The organism is uncultured Gemella sp. (assembly GCF_963537375.1).
Lineage (GTDB): Bacteria > Bacillota > Bacilli > Staphylococcales > Gemellaceae > Gemella.
The window spans coordinates 24,431-42,790 of sequence record NZ_CAUTDQ010000015.1 but is presented as its reverse complement, the minus strand read 5'-3'; the positions used below and the strand labels follow the sequence as shown (position 1 = coordinate 42,790).

At 30.5% G+C, this 18,360-nt stretch carries 16 protein-coding genes; all 16 read left to right on the top strand.

Annotation, left to right across the window (positions count from 1 at the left end; genetic code table 11):
• Window positions 1–390 (top strand): LPXTG cell wall anchor domain-containing protein (locus RYK99_RS04310; RefSeq protein WP_314990448.1); only part of this gene is annotated, 390 nt, incomplete at its 5' end.
• Window positions 391–632: 242 nt separating this feature from the next.
• Window positions 633–1,352, top strand: a complete 720-nt coding sequence (locus tag RYK99_RS04305; RefSeq protein WP_314990446.1) for an MBL fold metallo-hydrolase — start codon at window positions 633–635, stop codon at window positions 1,350–1,352.
• Between the two features lie 6 nt (window positions 1,353–1,358).
• Window positions 1,359–1,982 (top strand): NfeD family protein, encoded by a 624-nt coding sequence (locus RYK99_RS04300; protein ID WP_003146404.1) that lies wholly within the window; start codon window positions 1,359–1,361, stop codon window positions 1,980–1,982.
• Between the two features lie 21 nt (window positions 1,983–2,003).
• Window positions 2,004–2,993, top strand: coding sequence for a flotillin-like protein FloA (gene floA, locus RYK99_RS04295; RefSeq protein ID WP_204644281.1), 990 nt, complete (start codon window positions 2,004–2,006; stop codon window positions 2,991–2,993).
• Window positions 2,994–3,016: 23 nt separating this feature from the next.
• Window positions 3,017–3,496, top strand: coding sequence for a crotonobetainyl-CoA--carnitine CoA-transferase (locus tag RYK99_RS04290; RefSeq protein ID WP_314990442.1), 480 nt, complete (start codon window positions 3,017–3,019; stop codon window positions 3,494–3,496).
• Entirely contained in the window at window positions 3,493–3,825 is a 333-nt protein-coding gene (locus RYK99_RS04285; protein ID WP_314990440.1) for a hypothetical protein, read from the top strand. Before RYK99_RS04290 ends, RYK99_RS04285 begins: the two co-directional genes overlap by 4 nt.
• A 17-nt stretch (window positions 3,826–3,842) precedes the next feature.
• Entirely contained in the window at window positions 3,843–4,391 is a 549-nt protein-coding gene (locus tag RYK99_RS04280) for a hypothetical protein (RefSeq protein ID WP_314990439.1), read from the top strand.
• 68 nt (window positions 4,392–4,459) lie between these two features.
• The gene (locus RYK99_RS04275; RefSeq protein WP_314990437.1) at window positions 4,460–5,764 is read left to right on the top strand and encodes a thymidine phosphorylase; all 1,305 of its coding nucleotides are present in this window, start codon (window positions 4,460–4,462) and stop codon (window positions 5,762–5,764) included.
• Between the two features lie 9 nt (window positions 5,765–5,773).
• Window positions 5,774–6,412 (top strand): deoxyribose-phosphate aldolase, encoded by a 639-nt coding sequence (deoC, locus tag RYK99_RS04270; RefSeq protein ID WP_314990435.1) that lies wholly within the window; start codon window positions 5,774–5,776, stop codon window positions 6,410–6,412.
• A 455-nt stretch (window positions 6,413–6,867) separates the two neighbouring features.
• Window positions 6,868–13,032, top strand: coding sequence for a ZmpA/ZmpB/ZmpC family metallo-endopeptidase (locus RYK99_RS04265; protein WP_314990433.1), 6,165 nt, complete (start codon window positions 6,868–6,870; stop codon window positions 13,030–13,032).
• 324 nt (window positions 13,033–13,356) lie between these two features.
• A complete protein-coding gene (locus RYK99_RS04260; protein ID WP_048803064.1) occupies window positions 13,357–14,688 on the top strand; it encodes a DEAD/DEAH box helicase in 1,332 nt (443 codons plus the stop codon).
• Entirely contained in the window at window positions 14,688–15,563 is an 876-nt protein-coding gene (locus RYK99_RS04255; protein ID WP_314990430.1) for a deoxyribonuclease IV, read from the top strand. Before RYK99_RS04260 ends, RYK99_RS04255 begins: the two co-directional genes overlap by 1 nt.
• Before the next feature lie 19 nt (window positions 15,564–15,582).
• Complete coding sequence (locus RYK99_RS04250) at window positions 15,583–16,032, top strand: Fur family transcriptional regulator (protein WP_314990428.1); 450 nt, start codon at window positions 15,583–15,585, stop codon at window positions 16,030–16,032.
• Window positions 16,032–16,955: a tRNA pseudouridine(55) synthase TruB gene (gene truB / locus RYK99_RS04245; RefSeq protein ID WP_314990427.1), complete on the top strand. Its 924-nt coding sequence runs from the start codon at window positions 16,032–16,034 to the stop codon at window positions 16,953–16,955. Before RYK99_RS04250 ends, truB begins: the two co-directional genes overlap by 1 nt.
• A 10-nt stretch (window positions 16,956–16,965) precedes the next feature.
• On the top strand, window positions 16,966–17,883 hold the full coding sequence (locus RYK99_RS04240) for a bifunctional riboflavin kinase/FAD synthetase (RefSeq protein WP_314990425.1): 918 nt from the start codon (window positions 16,966–16,968) through the stop codon (window positions 17,881–17,883).
• A 155-nt stretch (window positions 17,884–18,038) separates the two neighbouring features.
• The gene (rpsO, locus tag RYK99_RS04235; RefSeq protein WP_003146386.1) at window positions 18,039–18,311 is read left to right on the top strand and encodes a 30S ribosomal protein S15; all 273 of its coding nucleotides are present in this window, start codon (window positions 18,039–18,041) and stop codon (window positions 18,309–18,311) included.
• Window positions 18,312–18,360 lie beyond the last annotated feature (49 nt).

Below are 18,360 nucleotides of genomic sequence, written 5' to 3'. Positions count from 1 at the left end.
GAACCAAACAAACCAGGTGAACCAAACAAACCAGGTGAACCAAACAAACCAGGTGAACCAAACAAACCAGGTGAACCAAATAAACCAACTCCTGAAGTGACGGAAAAAGAAACTTCATATGTAGATGAAAATGGTAAAGAAATCCGTTCAACTAAGAAAGGAAAACAACCAAAAGAAAATATTCCAGGATATGAATTCGTAAGAACTGTAGTTGACGAAAATGGAAACATCCGTCATATCTTCAGAAAAGTTACTGTAGCTACTCCTAAAGCACAAGCTAAACGTTTAGCTAACACAGGAACAACTGAAACTAACACTGGATTAGCAGGTTTAGGTTTAGCGTTGTTTGGTGGATTACTGGCAGCGAGTAAACGTCGTAAAAACAAGTAGAAAACTGAAGTAAGTATACTTTTATATAAAAAAGAAAAAATTCTAGGTAGTATCTATATATTACCTAGAATTTTTGGTGTATTTTGTCGATTATGGAGTTGATTTTATATTTTCTAAACTTGAAGTGTAACCTGAAATAGACTGTAAAGCCTCTTGTTACAGCTATTTATTTAATTTAGTTGGTTTGTAAATAATTATTAGGTATGTTATAATATACCTATAATCAAAAGGAAGTAAAAAGGATGCTAATTAAATTTTCAGATAGATTTTATTATACAAAACAAAGATATATGTATTTAGAACCGACACTTGGTTATTTAAAAGGTGAATATTTTTCTGTAATGTTAGATTCAGGAAATGGACCTACCCAAGTGGAGAATTTTCTAAATGAATTAAAAGAAAATGATTTACCGATGCCAAGTTATGTAATATTAACCCATCATCACTGGGATCATAGCTTTGGAGCGGCCTATCTAGATATTCCAGTAATCTCTACAGATAGAGCTAGAGACTCTTTAATTGAGTTATCACAACTTAAGTGGGATGATGAGAGTCTGTATCAAAGGGTAAAAGATGGAACTGAAATAAAATATAGTGCGGATGTAATAAAAAGAGTTTATGAAAATAATGAAATAAAAATTAGAATACCAGATATGCCAAAAATGGCTGATTTCAATTTGAATCTTGGTGGAGTTAAAATAAATTGTATATATAATGATAACTCACATTCTAATGATGCATTTTTAATTTATATTCCAGAGGAAAAACTATTGTTTTTAGGAGATAGTCATGCTAAAAACTACTATACTAAACCGATGGCATATAATAAGCAGAAGCTCCGTGATTATATAGATAGAATATCAATTCTTGATTTTGAATATGCACTTCCTGGTCATGGAAACATATTTACAAGGGAGGAATTGCTAGAATATCTAGAAAAAGAATATACAAAAATGAGGTGATTACATATGAATTTAATGATGTCTCTCGATTGGATTCTTTTAATTACTATGTCATTAACTTTCTGTCAACAACTATTTTCAAGAAAATTTAATTTATTTGGAATATTGTCAATAGTAAGTTTAGCGACATATATTGCCTTGCATTCTTATTCTACAGGACTTAGTATTTTTGTTCTATTGCTGTTCATTGGTGGACTTTGTTTAATAGGACTTGAAATGTTTGTCCCAGGAGGAATTGTGGGTACTGTAGGTATCATTACCGTAGTATATGCAATAATTTATGTAAATAAATCAACATATTATATTGCATTTATCTTAATAGTTTCTCTAATACTTGCAGTTATACTGTATTATGTAAATAGAAGTGTTTTCCATAAAAAGTTGGTTTTTCTAGATAGACTTGTATTAACTGATGCTATCTCAACAGAAGGTGGCTACGTAGCAAGTGAAAGTAGATTAGAACTTGTAGGTAAGAAACTTCAAGCATATACAGATTTACGTCCTGCAGGAGTCGCTGTATTTGGCGATGAAAAATTGGATGTAGTTACTGATGGAGACTTTATAGAAAAAGGTAATGAAATTGAAATTATACGTGTTGAAGGAATGCGTATAGTTGTTAAGAAAATATAAATAAAATAAGGAGGTAGTATTATGCCGGAATTAGTATTTACAGGTATTATTGTGGTAGTAGTGCTGATTGTGCTATCGATATTCTTTACTTTCTTTCCACTTGGTCTTTGGATTAGTGCGATTGCCGCAGGTGTTAAGGTAAGTATCTTCACACTTGTTGGTATGAGATTAAGACGTGTTATTCCAAGTAGAGTAATTAATCCGATGATTAAAGCTCACAAAGCAGGATTGGCAGTTACTATTAATCAATTGGAAAGTCACTATTTAGCAGGGGGGAATGTAGATAGAGTAATTAACGCTCTTATCGCAGCCCACAGAGCTAATATAGTAAGTTTAACATTTGAACGTTGTGCAGCTATTGACTTAGCAGGACGTGATGTTCTTCAAGCCGTTCAAATGAGTGTTAACCCGAAAGTTATTGAAACTCCATATATCGCTGGTGTTGCAATTAACGGTATCGAAGTAAAAGCGAAAGCAAGAATTACTGTTCGTGCAAACATTGAACGTTTAGTAGGGGGAGCTGGAGAAGAAACAGTTATCGCCCGTGTAGGTGAAGGTATCGTTTCAACAATCGGTTCTTCGGAGTCACATACAGTAGTTTTAGAAAATCCTGATCGTATTTCTAAAACAATCTTAGATAAAGGTTTAGATGCAGGTACTGCATTTGAAATCTTATCGATTGATATTTTGGATGTTGACATCGGTCAAAATATCGGAGCAAACTTACAAACTGAGCAAGCTATTGCTGATAAGAATATTGCTCAAGCTAAAGCAGAACAACGTCGTGCAATGGCAGTTGCAGCTGAGCAAGAAATGAAAGCAAGAATCCAAGAGATGCGAGCAAAAGTAGTAGAAGCAGAAGCAGAACTACCACTTGCTATGGCTAAAGCTTTCCAACAAGGTAATCTAGGTATAATGGATTATATGAATTATAAAAATTTAGAAGCTGATACAGGTATGAGAGATTCAATTAAACGAATGTCACAACCTGACACAGGAGCAGGTAAATAATTAGATAAAAAGGAGGATGTGAAATGTCATTTTTAATTTTCGCAGCACCAATAACATTTATCATAATTTTTGCTATTTTCGTAATTGTTTTTGCTTCTGACAGTAAAAGATACAGAAAAAATTTAGATAATTCAAAACAAATGGAATTAGACAATGCTCGAGCACAGGCTTTAAAGGCTGTTGAAGAGATGAAAAGAATTAAAGAAGCTAACGATAAAGACTCTAATGCTCTTAGAAATAGACAAAGTTCATTAAGTAATCAGCAAGTATACGAAGAAGATATTTATGAACAACAAGTTGATAGTACATCTATAAATAAATATCAACAATATTATAATGAAAATTATAATAGAGGTAAAAATAAATTTTCAATGCAGAGAAATTTCGATAATACTAGTGTTGTTCAAGAGAATTCAAAAAAATTAGAGTTTACACAAGAAAATATAGTTCGTGGATTAATTGCTAACGAGTATCTTAATAGGAACTCTAGGAGGGGAAGATGAGTAGTTTATACATCCCGTTAATCTTTCTATTAGTTTCATTTATTATTGATAAAGTAAGAGAAAATAATAAAACTAAAAAGGAGCCTATTAAGAAAGTTAAGAAGAGTAAGACAAAGGTAAAAAATATTGCGTCTAAAGCTCAACAGCAAAAAGAAAATCCCGTAACAAATCAGCAAACTCTAACTCGTAAATCTTTTGAGAAAAAACAAAGAGTTATAGTAGATAGAGAAAAAGAAATATTTTCAAATTCTTTAACTTTTGATAAAGAAAAAGTTGTTAATGATATAATTTTTTCAGAGATTCTGTCTAAACCAAAGAGTAAAAGATAATAAATAGGAGGTATAAGATGAAAAAATCATTTAACTATATTAGTTATTGTATCTATTCATTTATGCCTCTTTATTTTGTTTTACTTATTTATACCTTTGTAAAACAAGATTTGGACGATATGTTATTGACTACAATATTAATAATAATTTCTATTTTTTCTTTAATTATTCAAAATGGTAGTAAACCTACAAATATATTCTTTTGTAGCAAGAAAGAACTCTCTAAACAAAAAGGAATAGATTACTATTATTTAGTTTTGATGATAATTATTACATTTTTAATTATAAATCAAAAAGTTCAATTTATTTTTAAAATAGCTATACTTGTATTTATCTTTTATTTATTATTTTGTATGTTATTTAAGCACAAAAATTATACATTAATATTATTAGGCTACAAAATGTACATGATTCGTGATAAAATAGTATATAGTAAAAAAGATCAAAAAGAATTATATAAAATATTGAAAGATAAGAAAAGTTTGCAGATACTAGAGATCTCTAATAACATATATATAGAAAATGAGAAGTATAGAATGACAAATTTTTACTGCAATGATTTCTAGATGAATTAACTAATAATGTAAAGTTTATTTTTCTATTTTAATTAAATCAATAAGTAAGGAGATTAGCTATGAGAGTTGTTGATATCATAGATAAAAAGAAAAAAAATAATGAGCTAACGAAAGCCGAAATAGAGTTTTTACTGGAAGGATATCTTTCAGGTAAAGTTCCAGATTATCAGATGAGTTCATTTTTAATGTCGGTATATTTTAATAATATGACTAAAGATGAACTTACAAACTTCACATTAACAATGAGAGATTCAGGGGATACTATTTTCTTTGATAATTTAGATCATTATTTAGTAGATAAGCACTCTACTGGTGGTGTTGGAGATAAAGTAACAGTTGTTTTAGGGCCAATTTTATCAGCTGTAGGAATGGCTACAACTAAACTTTCAGGAAAAGGTCTAGGTCATACAGGAGGTACAATAGATAAGTTTGAGTCTATTAGAAACTTTAAATTTAGTACTACAAAAGAAGAACTAGTAGAAGTTGCAAGTAAAACTGGAGTTGGATTAATGGGTTATAGTGATAATATTGTTCCATTAGATAAAAAAATCTATGCCTTACGTGATGTTACTGCAACAGTTGACAGCATTCCATTAATCGCTAGTAGTATTATGAGTAAAAAATTAGCTATTCAATCAGATTTAATTATTCTTGACGTTAAAGTTGGAGATGGTGCTTTCATGAAGACTATTGAAGATGCAAGAGAACTCTCACGTCGAATGGTAGAAATCGGTAATAGCGTCGGTAGAAAAACAATAGCTGTTTTGACTAATATGGAAGAACCTTTAGGATATAATATCGGTAATGCTAATGAAATAATTGAAGGTATCGAGGCTTTAAAAGGAAATTGGTCAAGTGATCTTAAGGAAGTTGTATATGAAATTGTTTATCTAGCGTTAAAACATAAAGGTGAAGTAGAGACATTCGAAGAAGCTAGTGAAAAAATAGATGAAGTTATTAATAATGGTCGTGCTTTAGAATTATTAAAACAGTTTATAGAACTGAGTGGTGGAGACGGTGAAGTCGTAAATAATTATGAGTTATTACCAACACCAAAATCAGTATTAGAAGTATTTGCGCAAGAGGATGGATATGTTACTAAGATTAAAGCTGAAGAAGTAGGTAAAGCAGCTATGGTAATAGGAGCAGGTCGTGCAACAAAAGAAGATGAAGTAGATCATGCTGTAGGAATAGAGCTTAAGAAAAAAGTAGGAGATAAGGTAGAAAAAGGAGATCTTATCGCTGAAATTTATTACAATGATGATAAGAATGTAGAATCTAGTAAAAATATGCTATTAGATGCTTATGTTATTGGAAATGAAAAAATAGAAAATATTAAAAATATATTAGAAATAATAGAATAGAGGTAAAAAATGGGATTAAATAAATATATTGATCATACAATCTTAAAAGCTACGGCAAGTAATGCCGATCTCCAAAAATTATGTGAAGAAGCTATTGAACATGAATTTTATAGTGTTTGTGTTAATGGTTGTTACGTTGTAGATGCTAAGCATCTTTTACAAGGTACTGATGTTAAAGTAGCGGCAGTTGTTGGATTTCCATTAGGAGCAATGACAACAGCATCAAAAGTTTTTGAAGCAAAAGAAGCAATCGAAAATGGTGCAAGTGAAATAGACATGGTTATTAATGTTGCAAAATTAAAAGATGGTGAGTTCGATTATGTAGAGAATGAAATTCGCCTAATTAAAGAAGCGATTGGTGATAATATCTTGAAAGTTATTATCGAAACATGTTATTTAACTGACGAAGAAAAAGTAAAAGCTTGTGAATTATCACTAGTTGCCAAAGCTGATTTTGTTAAAACATCAACAGGATTTGGAACTGGTGGTGCAACCTATGAAGATGTAAAATTAATGAAATCTGTAGTCGGAGATAATGCTAAAGTTAAGGCGAGTGGTGGAGTTAGAGATAAAGAAACTGCTCAAAAATATGTTGACTTAGGAGCTGAAAGATTAGGAACAAGCTCAGGAATTGAGATAGTAAAATAATATAATTAAGTAAAGGGCTAAATGCTAAAATTTTATTTTAATTATTGTAATTAAGAGAACTCTAGAGATAAGATAAAAAGAATTAATTTAAACTGTTAAGAAGATAAAAAAACTCAGATTAACATAAAGAAATAATTTTAATCAGTCTTAGAGTATTATATCTAATAAAGGTTATAAGGAGCGATTTACCAGTAATGATTTTTTTAATCATCATATTGGTGGACGTTCCTTTTTCATTTGGAATTAATTATTTAGTATATGTATATCTTTGTGTTTTCTAAAAGTAATTGTATTGTATTTATGTATTAACAGGGGAAATAGAGCATCATTTTTACTATCTGTAAATAAAAAAGTTATTAATTGTAGTTGTGTATTTAGATAAAGGCTAAATTGTAATAGATATATTTTTTTGATAGAATAAAATTGTAATAATATGTATTTAGGAGCAGATTTTTATGAGAACACAAAATAAAAATAATAAAATTTTAAAGTTTTCAATTAGAAAATTATCATTTGGGGCTGCACCTATTGTTATTGGGGCTTTAATATTTGGAAATTATATGCCGACTAAAGCTTATGCAAGTGACAATGGTATAAATGTTAATTATACTTATCTAACTGAAAATGAACTTACAGAATCGGAAAAAAGTTTAATTAAAGATAGAATACCGAGTGATTTGAAAAACAACGAAACGTACTATATGGTTTATAGAAAAATAGATCGACTTTCTAATAATGTTACACCAGAGGTGAAATCATTACCTAATACAGGAGAAAGCTCACTTCCACTCGCTGGTTTAGGTCTAGGCTCAGCTGTTTTAGTAGTTTTTTTGATATCAAAAAAATATAGAAATAAAGTACTTAGTGTAGTTTTGATTGGGACTTTGGGACAGAGTGTTATAGTACCGTATCATTCATTTGCTTTAGAGAATAAAGATTTAGTTCAATACAACATAAAAACAACAATAACTAATTCTGCTGAACTTGCTAAAGGTATAATTCATATAGATGGCTACAAATATATGGGATTTTTCACACAGAGTGATTTAAAAGAGTTTTCTCACGATTTTAAAAATATTCTTCCTCAAAAAATGAAAACTCCAGTTGAAGAGGTTGTCTCTACTAAACAAGAAAAGTCGTTAACTAAAGTAGAAAAAAAAGAGAATTCATCACAATTGAAAACTGAAGTAGAAAATAGTGAGATTTCAAAACAACAAAGAATAGAAATAGAAAAAAATACGAGTTCAGCACAATCAAAAAAAGAAGAAGAAATTAAAAAAGAATCTTTAAAACAAAATGTAGTTGTGAAACCCAATATTGAATATAAAACGATGCCAGAGGATGGTGTATTTAATTTATCTATAAATAAACCAGAACTTCGAACAGTCACGGAAGTTATCCCTTTTGAAACGATTATAAGATATGATAATACATTACCTAAAGGGGTTACTAAAGTTCTTAATGATGGTGTTAATGGAGAAAAAGTGGTATTTAGCGAAGTAATTATGGTTGATGGCAAAGAGACTAGTAGAATCATTAAAACCTCTATTACTAAGAATGTTGTTAATAAAGTTATTGCTGTAGGTACTGTAGAAGCAGAAAAAGGTAAATCATTAGTCCAACCAGAAAAATCAGTAGGGGTAGTAAGTGAGAAAGGCGAAGCGTTAGTGCAGCCCGAGAACCCAGAAGGGGTGGTAAGTGAGAAAGGTGAAGCGTTAGTTCAACCAGAAAACCCAGAAGGGGTGGTAAGTGAGAAAGGTGAATCATTAGTACAGCCGGAGAATCCGAAAGGAGTGGTAAGTGAGAAAGGCGAAGCATTAGTACAGCCAGAGAAACCAGAAGGAGTGGTGAGTGAGAAAGGTGAAGCATTAGTACAGCCGGAGAACCCAGAAGGTGTGGTGAGTGAGAAAGGCGAAGCGTTAGTACAGTCGGAGAATCCGGAAGGGGTGGTAAGCGAGAAAGGTGAAGCGTTAATACAACCGGAGAATCCGGAAGGTAAAATAAATTCAGAAAATAAAAATACGAGACCTGCTATATCGAATCAACAAGAAGTTGGAATACCGTCAACACAAGATGAGCCAAAGCTAGCCGAAGCGGCAACACCGAGTCAACCAACCCCAGCTAAACCAGTAACACCAGGTGAAGTAACATCAAGTGCACCAGTATCTGGAATACAAACGACAAACGAACCAGTGCCTACTAAACCAGCGACATCGGGTGAAGTAACACCAAGTACACCAGTATCTGGAACACAAACGATAAACGAGCCAGCACCTACTAAACCAGCGACATCGGGTGAAGTAACACCAAGTACACCAGCAATTGAAACTCCAAGTGAAGTAACACCAATTATTCCTCCAAGGATTTCTAATGAACCGACATCTGGAAATTCAGAAAAACCAAGTCTTCCACCAGTAACTTCGAATGACTCACCTGTAACAGCTCCTAATAATAATCCAGAAACAAACGAGCCAGCTAAACCAATAGAAAAAACAGCACCAATTCTTAAATTAGTTAATGTTGAAAAGCATGTTATGGATCGTTCTGCTGACCTTACTTACAGTTTGGAAAATAATGATGAAGTTGAAATAAAATCAATTGTAGCAGAAATTAAGGATGGTAATGAAGTAATTAAACATTTTGATTTAACAAAAGACAAATTAACAGAAATTGCTGATAAATTAAAATTTTACAAAGATTATACAATTACAACTAAAATGGTATATAATCGAGGAAAAGGTGATGAAGAAACTACCTTAGAAGAGAAACCGTTGAGGTTAGATCTTAAAAAAGTAGAAGTAAAAGATATTAAAGAAACGAGTCTGATACACGTTAACGAACAAGGAGAAGAAATTGATAGTAGTTTACTGAATTCTATTCCTGATAAGATAAAAGAATACTACTTGAAAGTTACTTCTAATGATAATAAAACTACAAAACTTGCTGTTGATAAAATTGAAGAAGTAAGAATAGGGGAAGACATATTTTACAAAGTTAGTGCTAAAGCACGAGATTTAGTACAGAGAACAAGTGAGGATAAAATTAATGATATTTATTCTTATTATATAGCGAAACCTAAATCAAAAATTGAAAATGTATATTACAATTTCAATGAATTAATACGGGATATGCAAGAAAATCCAACAGGTATATTCAAAATAGGTCAAAATCTAAACGCTACTAATGTTACCCCAAATGGTAAATCATATGTAACTAAAAAATTTACAGGAACATTAATTAGTGCAGATGAAAATATTAAATATGCAATTCATAATTTAGAGCATCCATTATTTAATGAAATAGAGAATGGAACAATAAAAAATTTAATTTTTTCTAATGTAAACATAAATAAACCAAATGTAGATCAAGTAGCGACAATAGCAAAATCGGCTAAAAATACTGTGATAGAAAATATTAAAGTAACAGGAAGTATTATTGCAGGAAATGACGCTGCTGGAATAGTAAATGATTTAGATGACGGTAGTACTATGACAAATGTTGCTGTTATTGGAAAAATAAAAGCCACAGGAACAAAAGGGTGGAGTGCATCTGGTTTAATTAATAATCAAAGAAAAGCAAATGTTGAAAGAGTTTATGTAAATGTCGAGATAACTGGTGGTAAAGCAAGAGGTTCCGCTTTAGTATCAACACTAGCAAGAGGTGATAATAGATTCGACGTTAACAAAAAAGGATACATTAAAAAAGCTGTAGCAAAAGGAACAATAAATCTAAATAATAATGTTCAAACAGGTGGGGTAATATCAAAAAACTGGCCTTATGGATTAGTGGAAGATGTTGTAAGTTATGTTAAAGTAGAAAATGGTGAAAAATTATATGGTTCAGGAGATATTGACGATGATGATTTTGCTTATCCTTATGTGAAAAATGTAGTAAGTGTTAAAGGTATAAGCACGGGAAATACTTCTTATAGGAATTCAAATAAACTTAAAGAGATAACTGAAGAAGAAGCAGTTAGAAGAGTAGCGAGCTATCAAATTACAGCAGCTGATTATGAAGCGCCACAGTTACTAGTTGATAAGCTTAATAATAAAGTTTCAACTGATAATGAGTATAGCTCAATTCAAGATTATGATAAAACTAGAGAATTAGTATATCGTAATATAGAAAAACTACAACCATTCTATAACAAAGACTGGATTGTTAATCAAGGTAATAAGATTCCAACAGGTTCAAACCTATTAACTAAAAAAGTATTATCTGTCACTGCTATGAAGGATACAGATTTTGTTACAGACTCTTCAGATATGAACAAAATTATGATTCATTATGCTGATGGTACAAAAGAATTGTTCAATATTTCAGTTAAAGATTCTCCAGTGGCGCAAGTTAAGGAATATAGTATTGAAAATTTAAGAGATATAGTATATACACCGAATATTGTTATCAAAAATAGAGATGATATAGAAGCTAAAGTTAAAGAATCATTATTATCTGTAGAGTTACAATCTCAAGCTGTTCGCAATATTCTTGATAAGAGAGATACTAAAAAAGATCCTACAGCAAATAGTGAAGCACGTCAAAATGGATATATTCGTGATTTATTCTTAGAAGAAAGCTTCAAAGAAGTTAGAGATAATATTGATAAGTTTGTTAAGAAACTTTTAGAAAATGAAGACCATCAATTAAATGATGATGCGTCTGCTAAACTCGCATTGATTAAAAAAATAGAATTAAATAAAACTAATATTATGCTTGGATTAACATATCTAAATAGATATTACGGAATTAAATATAACGGTATGAATATAAAAGACATGATGACTTTCAAACCAGATTTCTATGGGAAAAATGTTGATGTGATTGATAGACTTATCAAAATTGGTTCTAAGGAAAGTTACATAAAAGGTGATCGTACGCATGATGCTTATAGAGAAGTTATTGCAAGTGGTACAGGTAAGGGGAATTTACATGAATTCTTAAACTATAATATGCGCTTATTTACAGAAGATACGAATTTAAATGACTGGTTTAAACACACGACAGAAAAAAATGTTTATATTTCTGAACCGACAACTACTACACAAGATTTTGTAAATAAAAAACATAGAGCTTATGACGGATTAAATAATAATATACATGGTCGTATGATATTACCATTACTGAATTTGAAAAATGCTCATATATTCTTAATCTCAACATATAATACTTTAGCATATAGTTCTTTCGAAAAATATGGAAAATATACTGAAGAAGAACGAAATCAATTTAAAGCTAAAATTGATGAAGTAGCAAATGCACAGCAAAGATACTTAGACTTTTGGTCTCGTCTAGCATTACCAGATGTGCGTAACAGATTATTGAAGAGTGATAATATGGTGCCAACCTCAGTTTGGGATAACCAAAGTTATAGAGGTGGAACTAATCGCTATGGATATGCTAATAATGGTATTGATGTAGTAGCTCCTGTACGTGAGTTGTATGGACCAACATGGAGATACCATAATACGGATGGTAGAATGGGAGCTATGGCAAGAATATATGGAAGACCATATGAAGACGATGCGGTATTCTTTATGGTAACAGACATGATTAGTCCATTTGGTATTTCAGCGTTTACCCATGAAACTACTCACGTAAATGACCGTATGCTTTACTATGGTGGGCATTGGCATCGTGAAGGTACATTCCTTGAGGCATTTGCACAAGGGATGCTACAAACGCCTGATAAATCAACGACAAATGGTGAATATGGAGCATTAGGATTGAATATGGCGTATGTTCGTCAAAATGATGGGGATCAATTGTATGATTATGATCCAACTAAACTTCAAACACGTGCTCAAATAGATCATTATATGAAAAATTATAATGAGGCTATGATGATGTTAGATCACTTAGAAGCTGATGCTGTAATCAGTAAAAAACTTAAAGATAATAGTAAGTGGTTTAAGAAAGTCGATAAAGAAATGAGAACACCAACTAGCGATGGTTTAAATAAATTAAAAGCACCTAACCAATGGGATAGAGTTCGTGATTTGAATTCTGAAGAAAGAAGTAAAGAAATACAAGGGATCAATGATTTAGTAGAAAATAACTTTATTACAAAACATGGAAATCCGGGTAATGGACTTTATAGACCAGAAGACTTTACTCCGAACTCATCATATGTAAATGTAAATATGATGATGGGGGTGTTTGGAGGTAATACAAGTGATGGTGCACCGGGTTCATTATCGTTTAAACATAATGCATTCCGTATGTGGGGATATTATGGTTATGAGGATGGATTTATTGGATATGTATCTAATAAATATAAAGATGCAGCTAATAAAGAAAAACTACCAACTTTAAGTGATAAGTACATTATTAAAAAAGTATCTAAAGGAGCATTTGAAACTCTTGAAGCATGGAAAAAACACTGGTATGGTGAAGTTTTAGAGAAAGCTAAACATGGATTTGCTGAGATAGATATTGATAATGTTCATATAACATCTTATGAACAACTGCAACAAATGTTTAATGAAGCTGTTCAAAAAGATTTAGACCAAATGACTAAAACTGGTAAAGAATATTATGGAAATACAGTCTCACTTAAAACTAAGGTGTTTAAACAACTTCTTAAAGTCACAGATGGTTTTTCAGGGAATCTGTTTAAATAATTAAATTTATACCTTAAATATTTTATAACTTTAAAAAATTTTTAGGATAATTATAGAAGAAGCAACTTAAAAATAGGATTCTAAGAAGTCTAGATTTTTGGTGCTTCTTTTTTATGATATTTATATAAATATAGCTATAGAAAACGAATAATAGGCAATAATACGGTGTTTTTTATAGCTAATTCTATGTATTTATAGTATAATAAAGGATGGTTTATTGTGACGTGAAATATAAAAAGTTATTTTTAATCATTTCACGTGTGAAATTGCAGATGGGAAAAACTCCCATATATTTAGATAGAAAAATCATGAAGGAGATTTTAAATGTTACCAAAGTCATTTGAACAATATAAATTTAATGAATTTGTAAATAAGGCAGTAATAGATTTAGGATTCGATAATCCGACAAAAATTCAAGAGAGAGTATTCTCGCCAGTATTAAAAGGGAAAAATATTGTAGCAAAATCACAAACAGGAAGTGGGAAAAGTCATTCTTTCTTATTACCAATTTTTAGCAAATTAGATGTAGCTAAGAAAAAAACACAAAGTATTATTTTAGCTCCAACTAGGGAACTATCTAGACAATTATATGATATGGCGTTACATATAGCTAGCTTCAGTGAAGAAGATATTAAAATTACGCTTTGTATTGGTGGGCAAGATTTAAATAGAGATATTGAAAGAGTATCTAATGCTCCACATATTATTATCGGTACACCAACACGTGTATTAGAGTTGGATAGAGCAAGTGCTTTAGCTATTAAAGAAGTAGAAAGTCTTGTAATCGATGAATGCGATATGATGATAGATTTAGGATTCATGGAAGATGTTGATAAAATTTCTAAAAGAGCAGCTGAAAATTGTCAATTCTTAGTATTCTCGGCAACAATACCAACGCAAATGAATCACTTCTTAAAAAAATATCTGAAAAATGCACAGTATATCGAAGTTGATAATGCGAAATTCGGTAAAATTGAATATATTTTAATTCCAGAGAAAAGTTCATCTCGTTTAGAAAAATTACACGAAATCACTACAGTTATTAATCCTTATTTAGCACTTATCTTTGCTAATAAGAAAACTGAAGTAGAGGAAGTAAGTAGTTACCTTATTTCTAAAGGATTAAATGTAGGTGTACTTCACGGAGATTTAACACCACGTGAACGTAAGCAAATGCAAAGAAGAATTAATAATTTAGATTTCACGTATGTTGTAGCTAGTGATTTAATGAGTCGTGGGATTGATATTGAAGGCGTAAGTCATGTAATTAACTATAATATTCCTAATGATTTAGATTTCTTTATTCACAGAGCAGGACGTACAGGACGTGCTGGATTAAGCGGTGACTGTATTACAATTTATAACAATAAAGATGAAGAAAAATTACAAGATTTAGAAAAGCGTGGTATTGAATTTAATCACCAAGATATTAGAAATGGTGAGTTCGTTGAAGCTAAAGACAGAAACAAACGTCAAAGTAGAAAGAAAGTTGTAGCTGATCATAATCTAACTGAGAAACTAAAATCAAAAGTAAAAGTTTCTAAAAAAGTTAAACCAGGATATAAGAAAAAATATAAATATAAAATGGATAAACTTAAACAAAAAGAAAGAAGAAAATTTGCTAAACGTAGTAACAAGGCAAACAGAGGTAAGTAATGAAGAACTTGAAAATTGGATCGCATGTATCAATGTCAGGAAAAGAGATGATGCTTGGTTCTGTAAAAGAAGCGGCTAGTTATGATAGTGATACTTTTATGATTTATACTGGAGCTCCTCAAAATACAAAAAGAAAACCTATTGAGGAATTACGTATAGAAGAAGCTCATGAATTAATGAAAGAAAAAAATATAAGTGATATTGTAGTACATGCACCTTATATTATTAACTTAGCAAATACTATAAAACCAGAAATCTATCAACTTGCTGTTGATTTCTTAAGATTAGAAATAGAAAGAACAGAAAAAATTGGTGCTAAGAATATTGTTTTACACCCTGGATCACACGTTAAAGCGGGAGCTGATGTAGGTATAGCAAGTATTATTAAAGGATTAAACGAAGTTTTAACAAAAGATATGAAACCTAATATTGCTCTGGAAGTTATGGCAGGAAAAGGTAGTGAATGTGGTAGAACATTTGATGAAATTGCTCAAATTATTGATGGAGTTACTCTAAATGAAAAACTGACAGTAACTTTTGATACTTGTCATGTATTTGAAGGTGGATATGATATCGTTAATGATTTAGATGGAGTACTTACAGAATTTGATAAAATAGTAGGTCTTGATAGAATTCAAGTTTTACATATTAATGATAGTAAAAATACATTAGGTGCACATAAAGATCGCCATGAAAATATTGGATATGGTGGAATTGGATTTGATGCAATAAATAGAATTATACACCTAGAGGAATTTGCTAATATCCCTAAAATTTTAGAGACGCCTTGGTATGGTGAAAAGAAAGATATTGCACCTTATAAAGATGAAATAGCAATGTTAAGAAATAAGGCATTTGTGGACTTTAAAAAATAGAAAGTACAGGAGGTTACTTATGATTACATCAGAAGAAAAAGTTGATAAAATAATGAAACTTTTGAAAGAAAAAGGATATAAATATACAGATAAACGAAAAGCTATGGTTGAACTATTAGTAAAAGAAGATAGATATATCAATGCAAAGTATGTATCTGAAACAGTTGGTAAGATGTATCCTGGATTGAGTTTTGATACAATATATAGAAATCTAAGTACATATGAAGAATTAGGAATATTAGAAACAACAGAAATTAAAGGTGAAAAATATTTTAAAATAGGTTGTTTAGAGCCTGATCATCACCATCATCACCATATTTGTTTAGGATGTGGTAAGGCTAAGATTATCCATGTACATGTTTGTGATAATCTAGAGATTGATGAGTTGAAAGGTTATAGAATTGATGGACATAAATTTGAAGTCTATGGTTTATGTCCGGATTGCTTAAAAAAAGAGGATAATAAATAATGTTTGAGGGTATTTTACCAATTTATAAAGAACGTGGAGTAACAAGCCATGATGTTGTGTTCAAATCTAGGAAAATTCTTCAAATGAAAAAAATAGGACATTCAGGGACATTAGATCCAGAGGTGGATGGAGTATTGTTGTTACTACTTGGTGGTGCTACTAAAGTTAGTGATTATGCTATGGATTTAGGAAAAAGTTATAGAGCTGAAGTATGCCTGGGTATGAAAACAACAACTGAGGATCTTACTGGAGAGATTGTAGAGGAATGTAAAGTAAGTAATATTAATGTAGAAGAAATTAAAAATATTTTACAGTCTATGATTGGTGAAATAGAACAAAAGCCACCTATATATTCGGCTATTAAAGTTAATGGTAGAAAATTGTATGAGTATGCTAGACGTGGCCAATTTGATGTGGAAATTCCGACTAGAAAAGTAAATATTTATGATATTACATTTATTGAAAATAGTGAATATTATAAAGATGATAAATTTTATTTTTCTATAGATATAAATTGTGGGAAAGGAACATATGTTCGAACTATAGCTACAAGTATTGGAGAAAAATTAAATTTACCTAGTACGATGAGTAAATTAACGAGAACTAGAAGTGGTGAAATAACATTAGATAATTGTTTAACGCTCTCTGAGGTAGAACAACATCTAAAAGATGAAACATTAGAAGGAAAACTTCTAAGAAAAGAATATGCTCTAGAAGAATACAAATTTGTAGAAATACCAAAATTCAGAGCAAAACAAGTAATGAACGGTTTGAGATTTAGAAGAAATCAATTTCCGGATCATGATTTTACAGATGGAATAGTTTTTACTTATGAAAATGAAGCGATAGCAATATATCATTTGAAAGATGAAGATGATGAATTGTTATCTGTAAAAACTACATTTCCAAAAATAATAGAGTAGGTAGATGAAGATGGAAATATTTAATATTTCAGATATTAGTGAAATAAAAAAAGATAATACTAAAAGAGTGGCTGCATTAGGTTTTTTCGATGGTATTCACAATGCGCATCAAAAAATAATAGGTGATACAGTAAGTGCAGCTACTAAGGGCTTTAAGTCTATTGTAATAACACTTGATAAAAGCCCGAAAGAGTACTTTGGTAAAACTAGTGAAGAGTTATTAACACCGATAAATAAAAAAAATGAACTATTAGAAAGTCTATCTGTAGATGAAGTCTATTATTTAGAATTTAATGAAAAATTACAAAATTTATCTGCTGATGATTTTATAGATAATATTTTGAAAAAACTAAATATAGAAAAAGTATTTTGTGGATTCGATTATAGATTTGGAAATAAAGGTTTAGGAACTCCAAAATTAATTGAAGAAAATGGAATAGAAATTAGTGTTCAAAATGAACAAACTATAGATGGAGAAAAAATATCTACGACAGTTCTGAAGAAATTTGTTCGAGATGGAGAATTCCAAAAGTATAGAGAATATTCAGGAAGATATTATTCAATTTCTGGTCTTGTAGTAAAGGGAAGACAGCTAGGACGAACTATTAATTTTCCAACTGCTAATCTTCAATTATCAGAAAAATATCTTTTACCAGAAACTAATGGGGTTTATATTACGAAATTAAAAGTTCATGGTGAAATATATAAGTCAATTACTAATATAGGTTTTAATCCAACTGTTTCAACTGAAAAAAATAAGAAATTTATAGAAACGCATATTTTAGATTTTGATGAAGATATTTATGGTGAAAAAATAGAAATTTTCTTTTATGAATTTTTAAGAAAAGAACAAAAATTTGAGAGTTTTGATCACCTAAAAGAACAACTTAAATTAGATAAAAAAACTTCTGAAGAAAAAGATTATTAAAATCATATTTATATACTGATTTTAGGGGTTATCTCTTGAATTATTATAAAAAATAGTGTACAATTACTTATGTTCCTTATTCGTGGTATAGAAACCCTCCAGGTTCTACACTAGGATTAAGGTCGCAAAAATATAATTATATGGAGGAAATTGCAATGGCAGCAATTAGTCAAGAAAGAAAACAAGAAATTATCGCTAAATTCCGTACTCACGAATCAGATACTGGTTCTCCAGAAGTACAAATCGCAGTATTAACTGCAGAAATCGATGCTTTAACTGAGCACTTAAACACTCACAAAAAAGATCACGCAGGTCGTCGTGGATTACTTAAAAAAGTTTTCCGTCGTCGTCACTTACTAGACTACTTAATTAAAAAAGATATCCAAAGATACCGTGAATTAATTAAAGCTCTAGGATTAAGAAGATAATTTTTAAAATACTTATAGGAAAGCCGTTTGAGACACTTCGGCTTTCCTT

Excerpts from the sequence above, each read along its gene's own strand:
- RYK99_RS04305 (WP_314990446.1), top strand. The coding sequence starts at position 633 with ATGCTAATTAAATTTTCAGATAGATTTTATTATACAAAACAAAGATAT.
- RYK99_RS04300 (WP_003146404.1), top strand. The coding sequence starts at position 1,359 with ATGAATTTAATGATGTCTCTCGATTGGATTCTTTTAATTACTATGTCA.
- floA (WP_204644281.1), top strand. The coding sequence starts at position 2,004 with ATGCCGGAATTAGTATTTACAGGTATTATTGTGGTAGTAGTGCTGATT.
- RYK99_RS04290 (WP_314990442.1), top strand. The coding sequence starts at position 3,017 with ATGTCATTTTTAATTTTCGCAGCACCAATAACATTTATCATAATTTTT.
- RYK99_RS04285 (WP_314990440.1), top strand. The coding sequence starts at position 3,493 with ATGAGTAGTTTATACATCCCGTTAATCTTTCTATTAGTTTCATTTATT.
- RYK99_RS04280 (WP_314990439.1), top strand. The coding sequence starts at position 3,843 with ATGAAAAAATCATTTAACTATATTAGTTATTGTATCTATTCATTTATG.
- RYK99_RS04275 (WP_314990437.1), top strand. The coding sequence starts at position 4,460 with ATGAGAGTTGTTGATATCATAGATAAAAAGAAAAAAAATAATGAGCTA.
- deoC (WP_314990435.1), top strand. The coding sequence starts at position 5,774 with ATGGGATTAAATAAATATATTGATCATACAATCTTAAAAGCTACGGCA.
- RYK99_RS04265 (WP_314990433.1), top strand. The coding sequence starts at position 6,868 with ATGAGAACACAAAATAAAAATAATAAAATTTTAAAGTTTTCAATTAGA.
- RYK99_RS04260 (WP_048803064.1), top strand. The coding sequence starts at position 13,357 with ATGTTACCAAAGTCATTTGAACAATATAAATTTAATGAATTTGTAAAT.
- RYK99_RS04255 (WP_314990430.1), top strand. The coding sequence starts at position 14,688 with ATGAAGAACTTGAAAATTGGATCGCATGTATCAATGTCAGGAAAAGAG.
- RYK99_RS04250 (WP_314990428.1), top strand. The coding sequence starts at position 15,583 with ATGATTACATCAGAAGAAAAAGTTGATAAAATAATGAAACTTTTGAAA.
- truB (WP_314990427.1), top strand. The coding sequence starts at position 16,032 with ATGTTTGAGGGTATTTTACCAATTTATAAAGAACGTGGAGTAACAAGC.
- RYK99_RS04240 (WP_314990425.1), top strand. The coding sequence starts at position 16,966 with ATGGAAATATTTAATATTTCAGATATTAGTGAAATAAAAAAAGATAAT.
- rpsO (WP_003146386.1), top strand. The coding sequence starts at position 18,039 with ATGGCAGCAATTAGTCAAGAAAGAAAACAAGAAATTATCGCTAAATTC.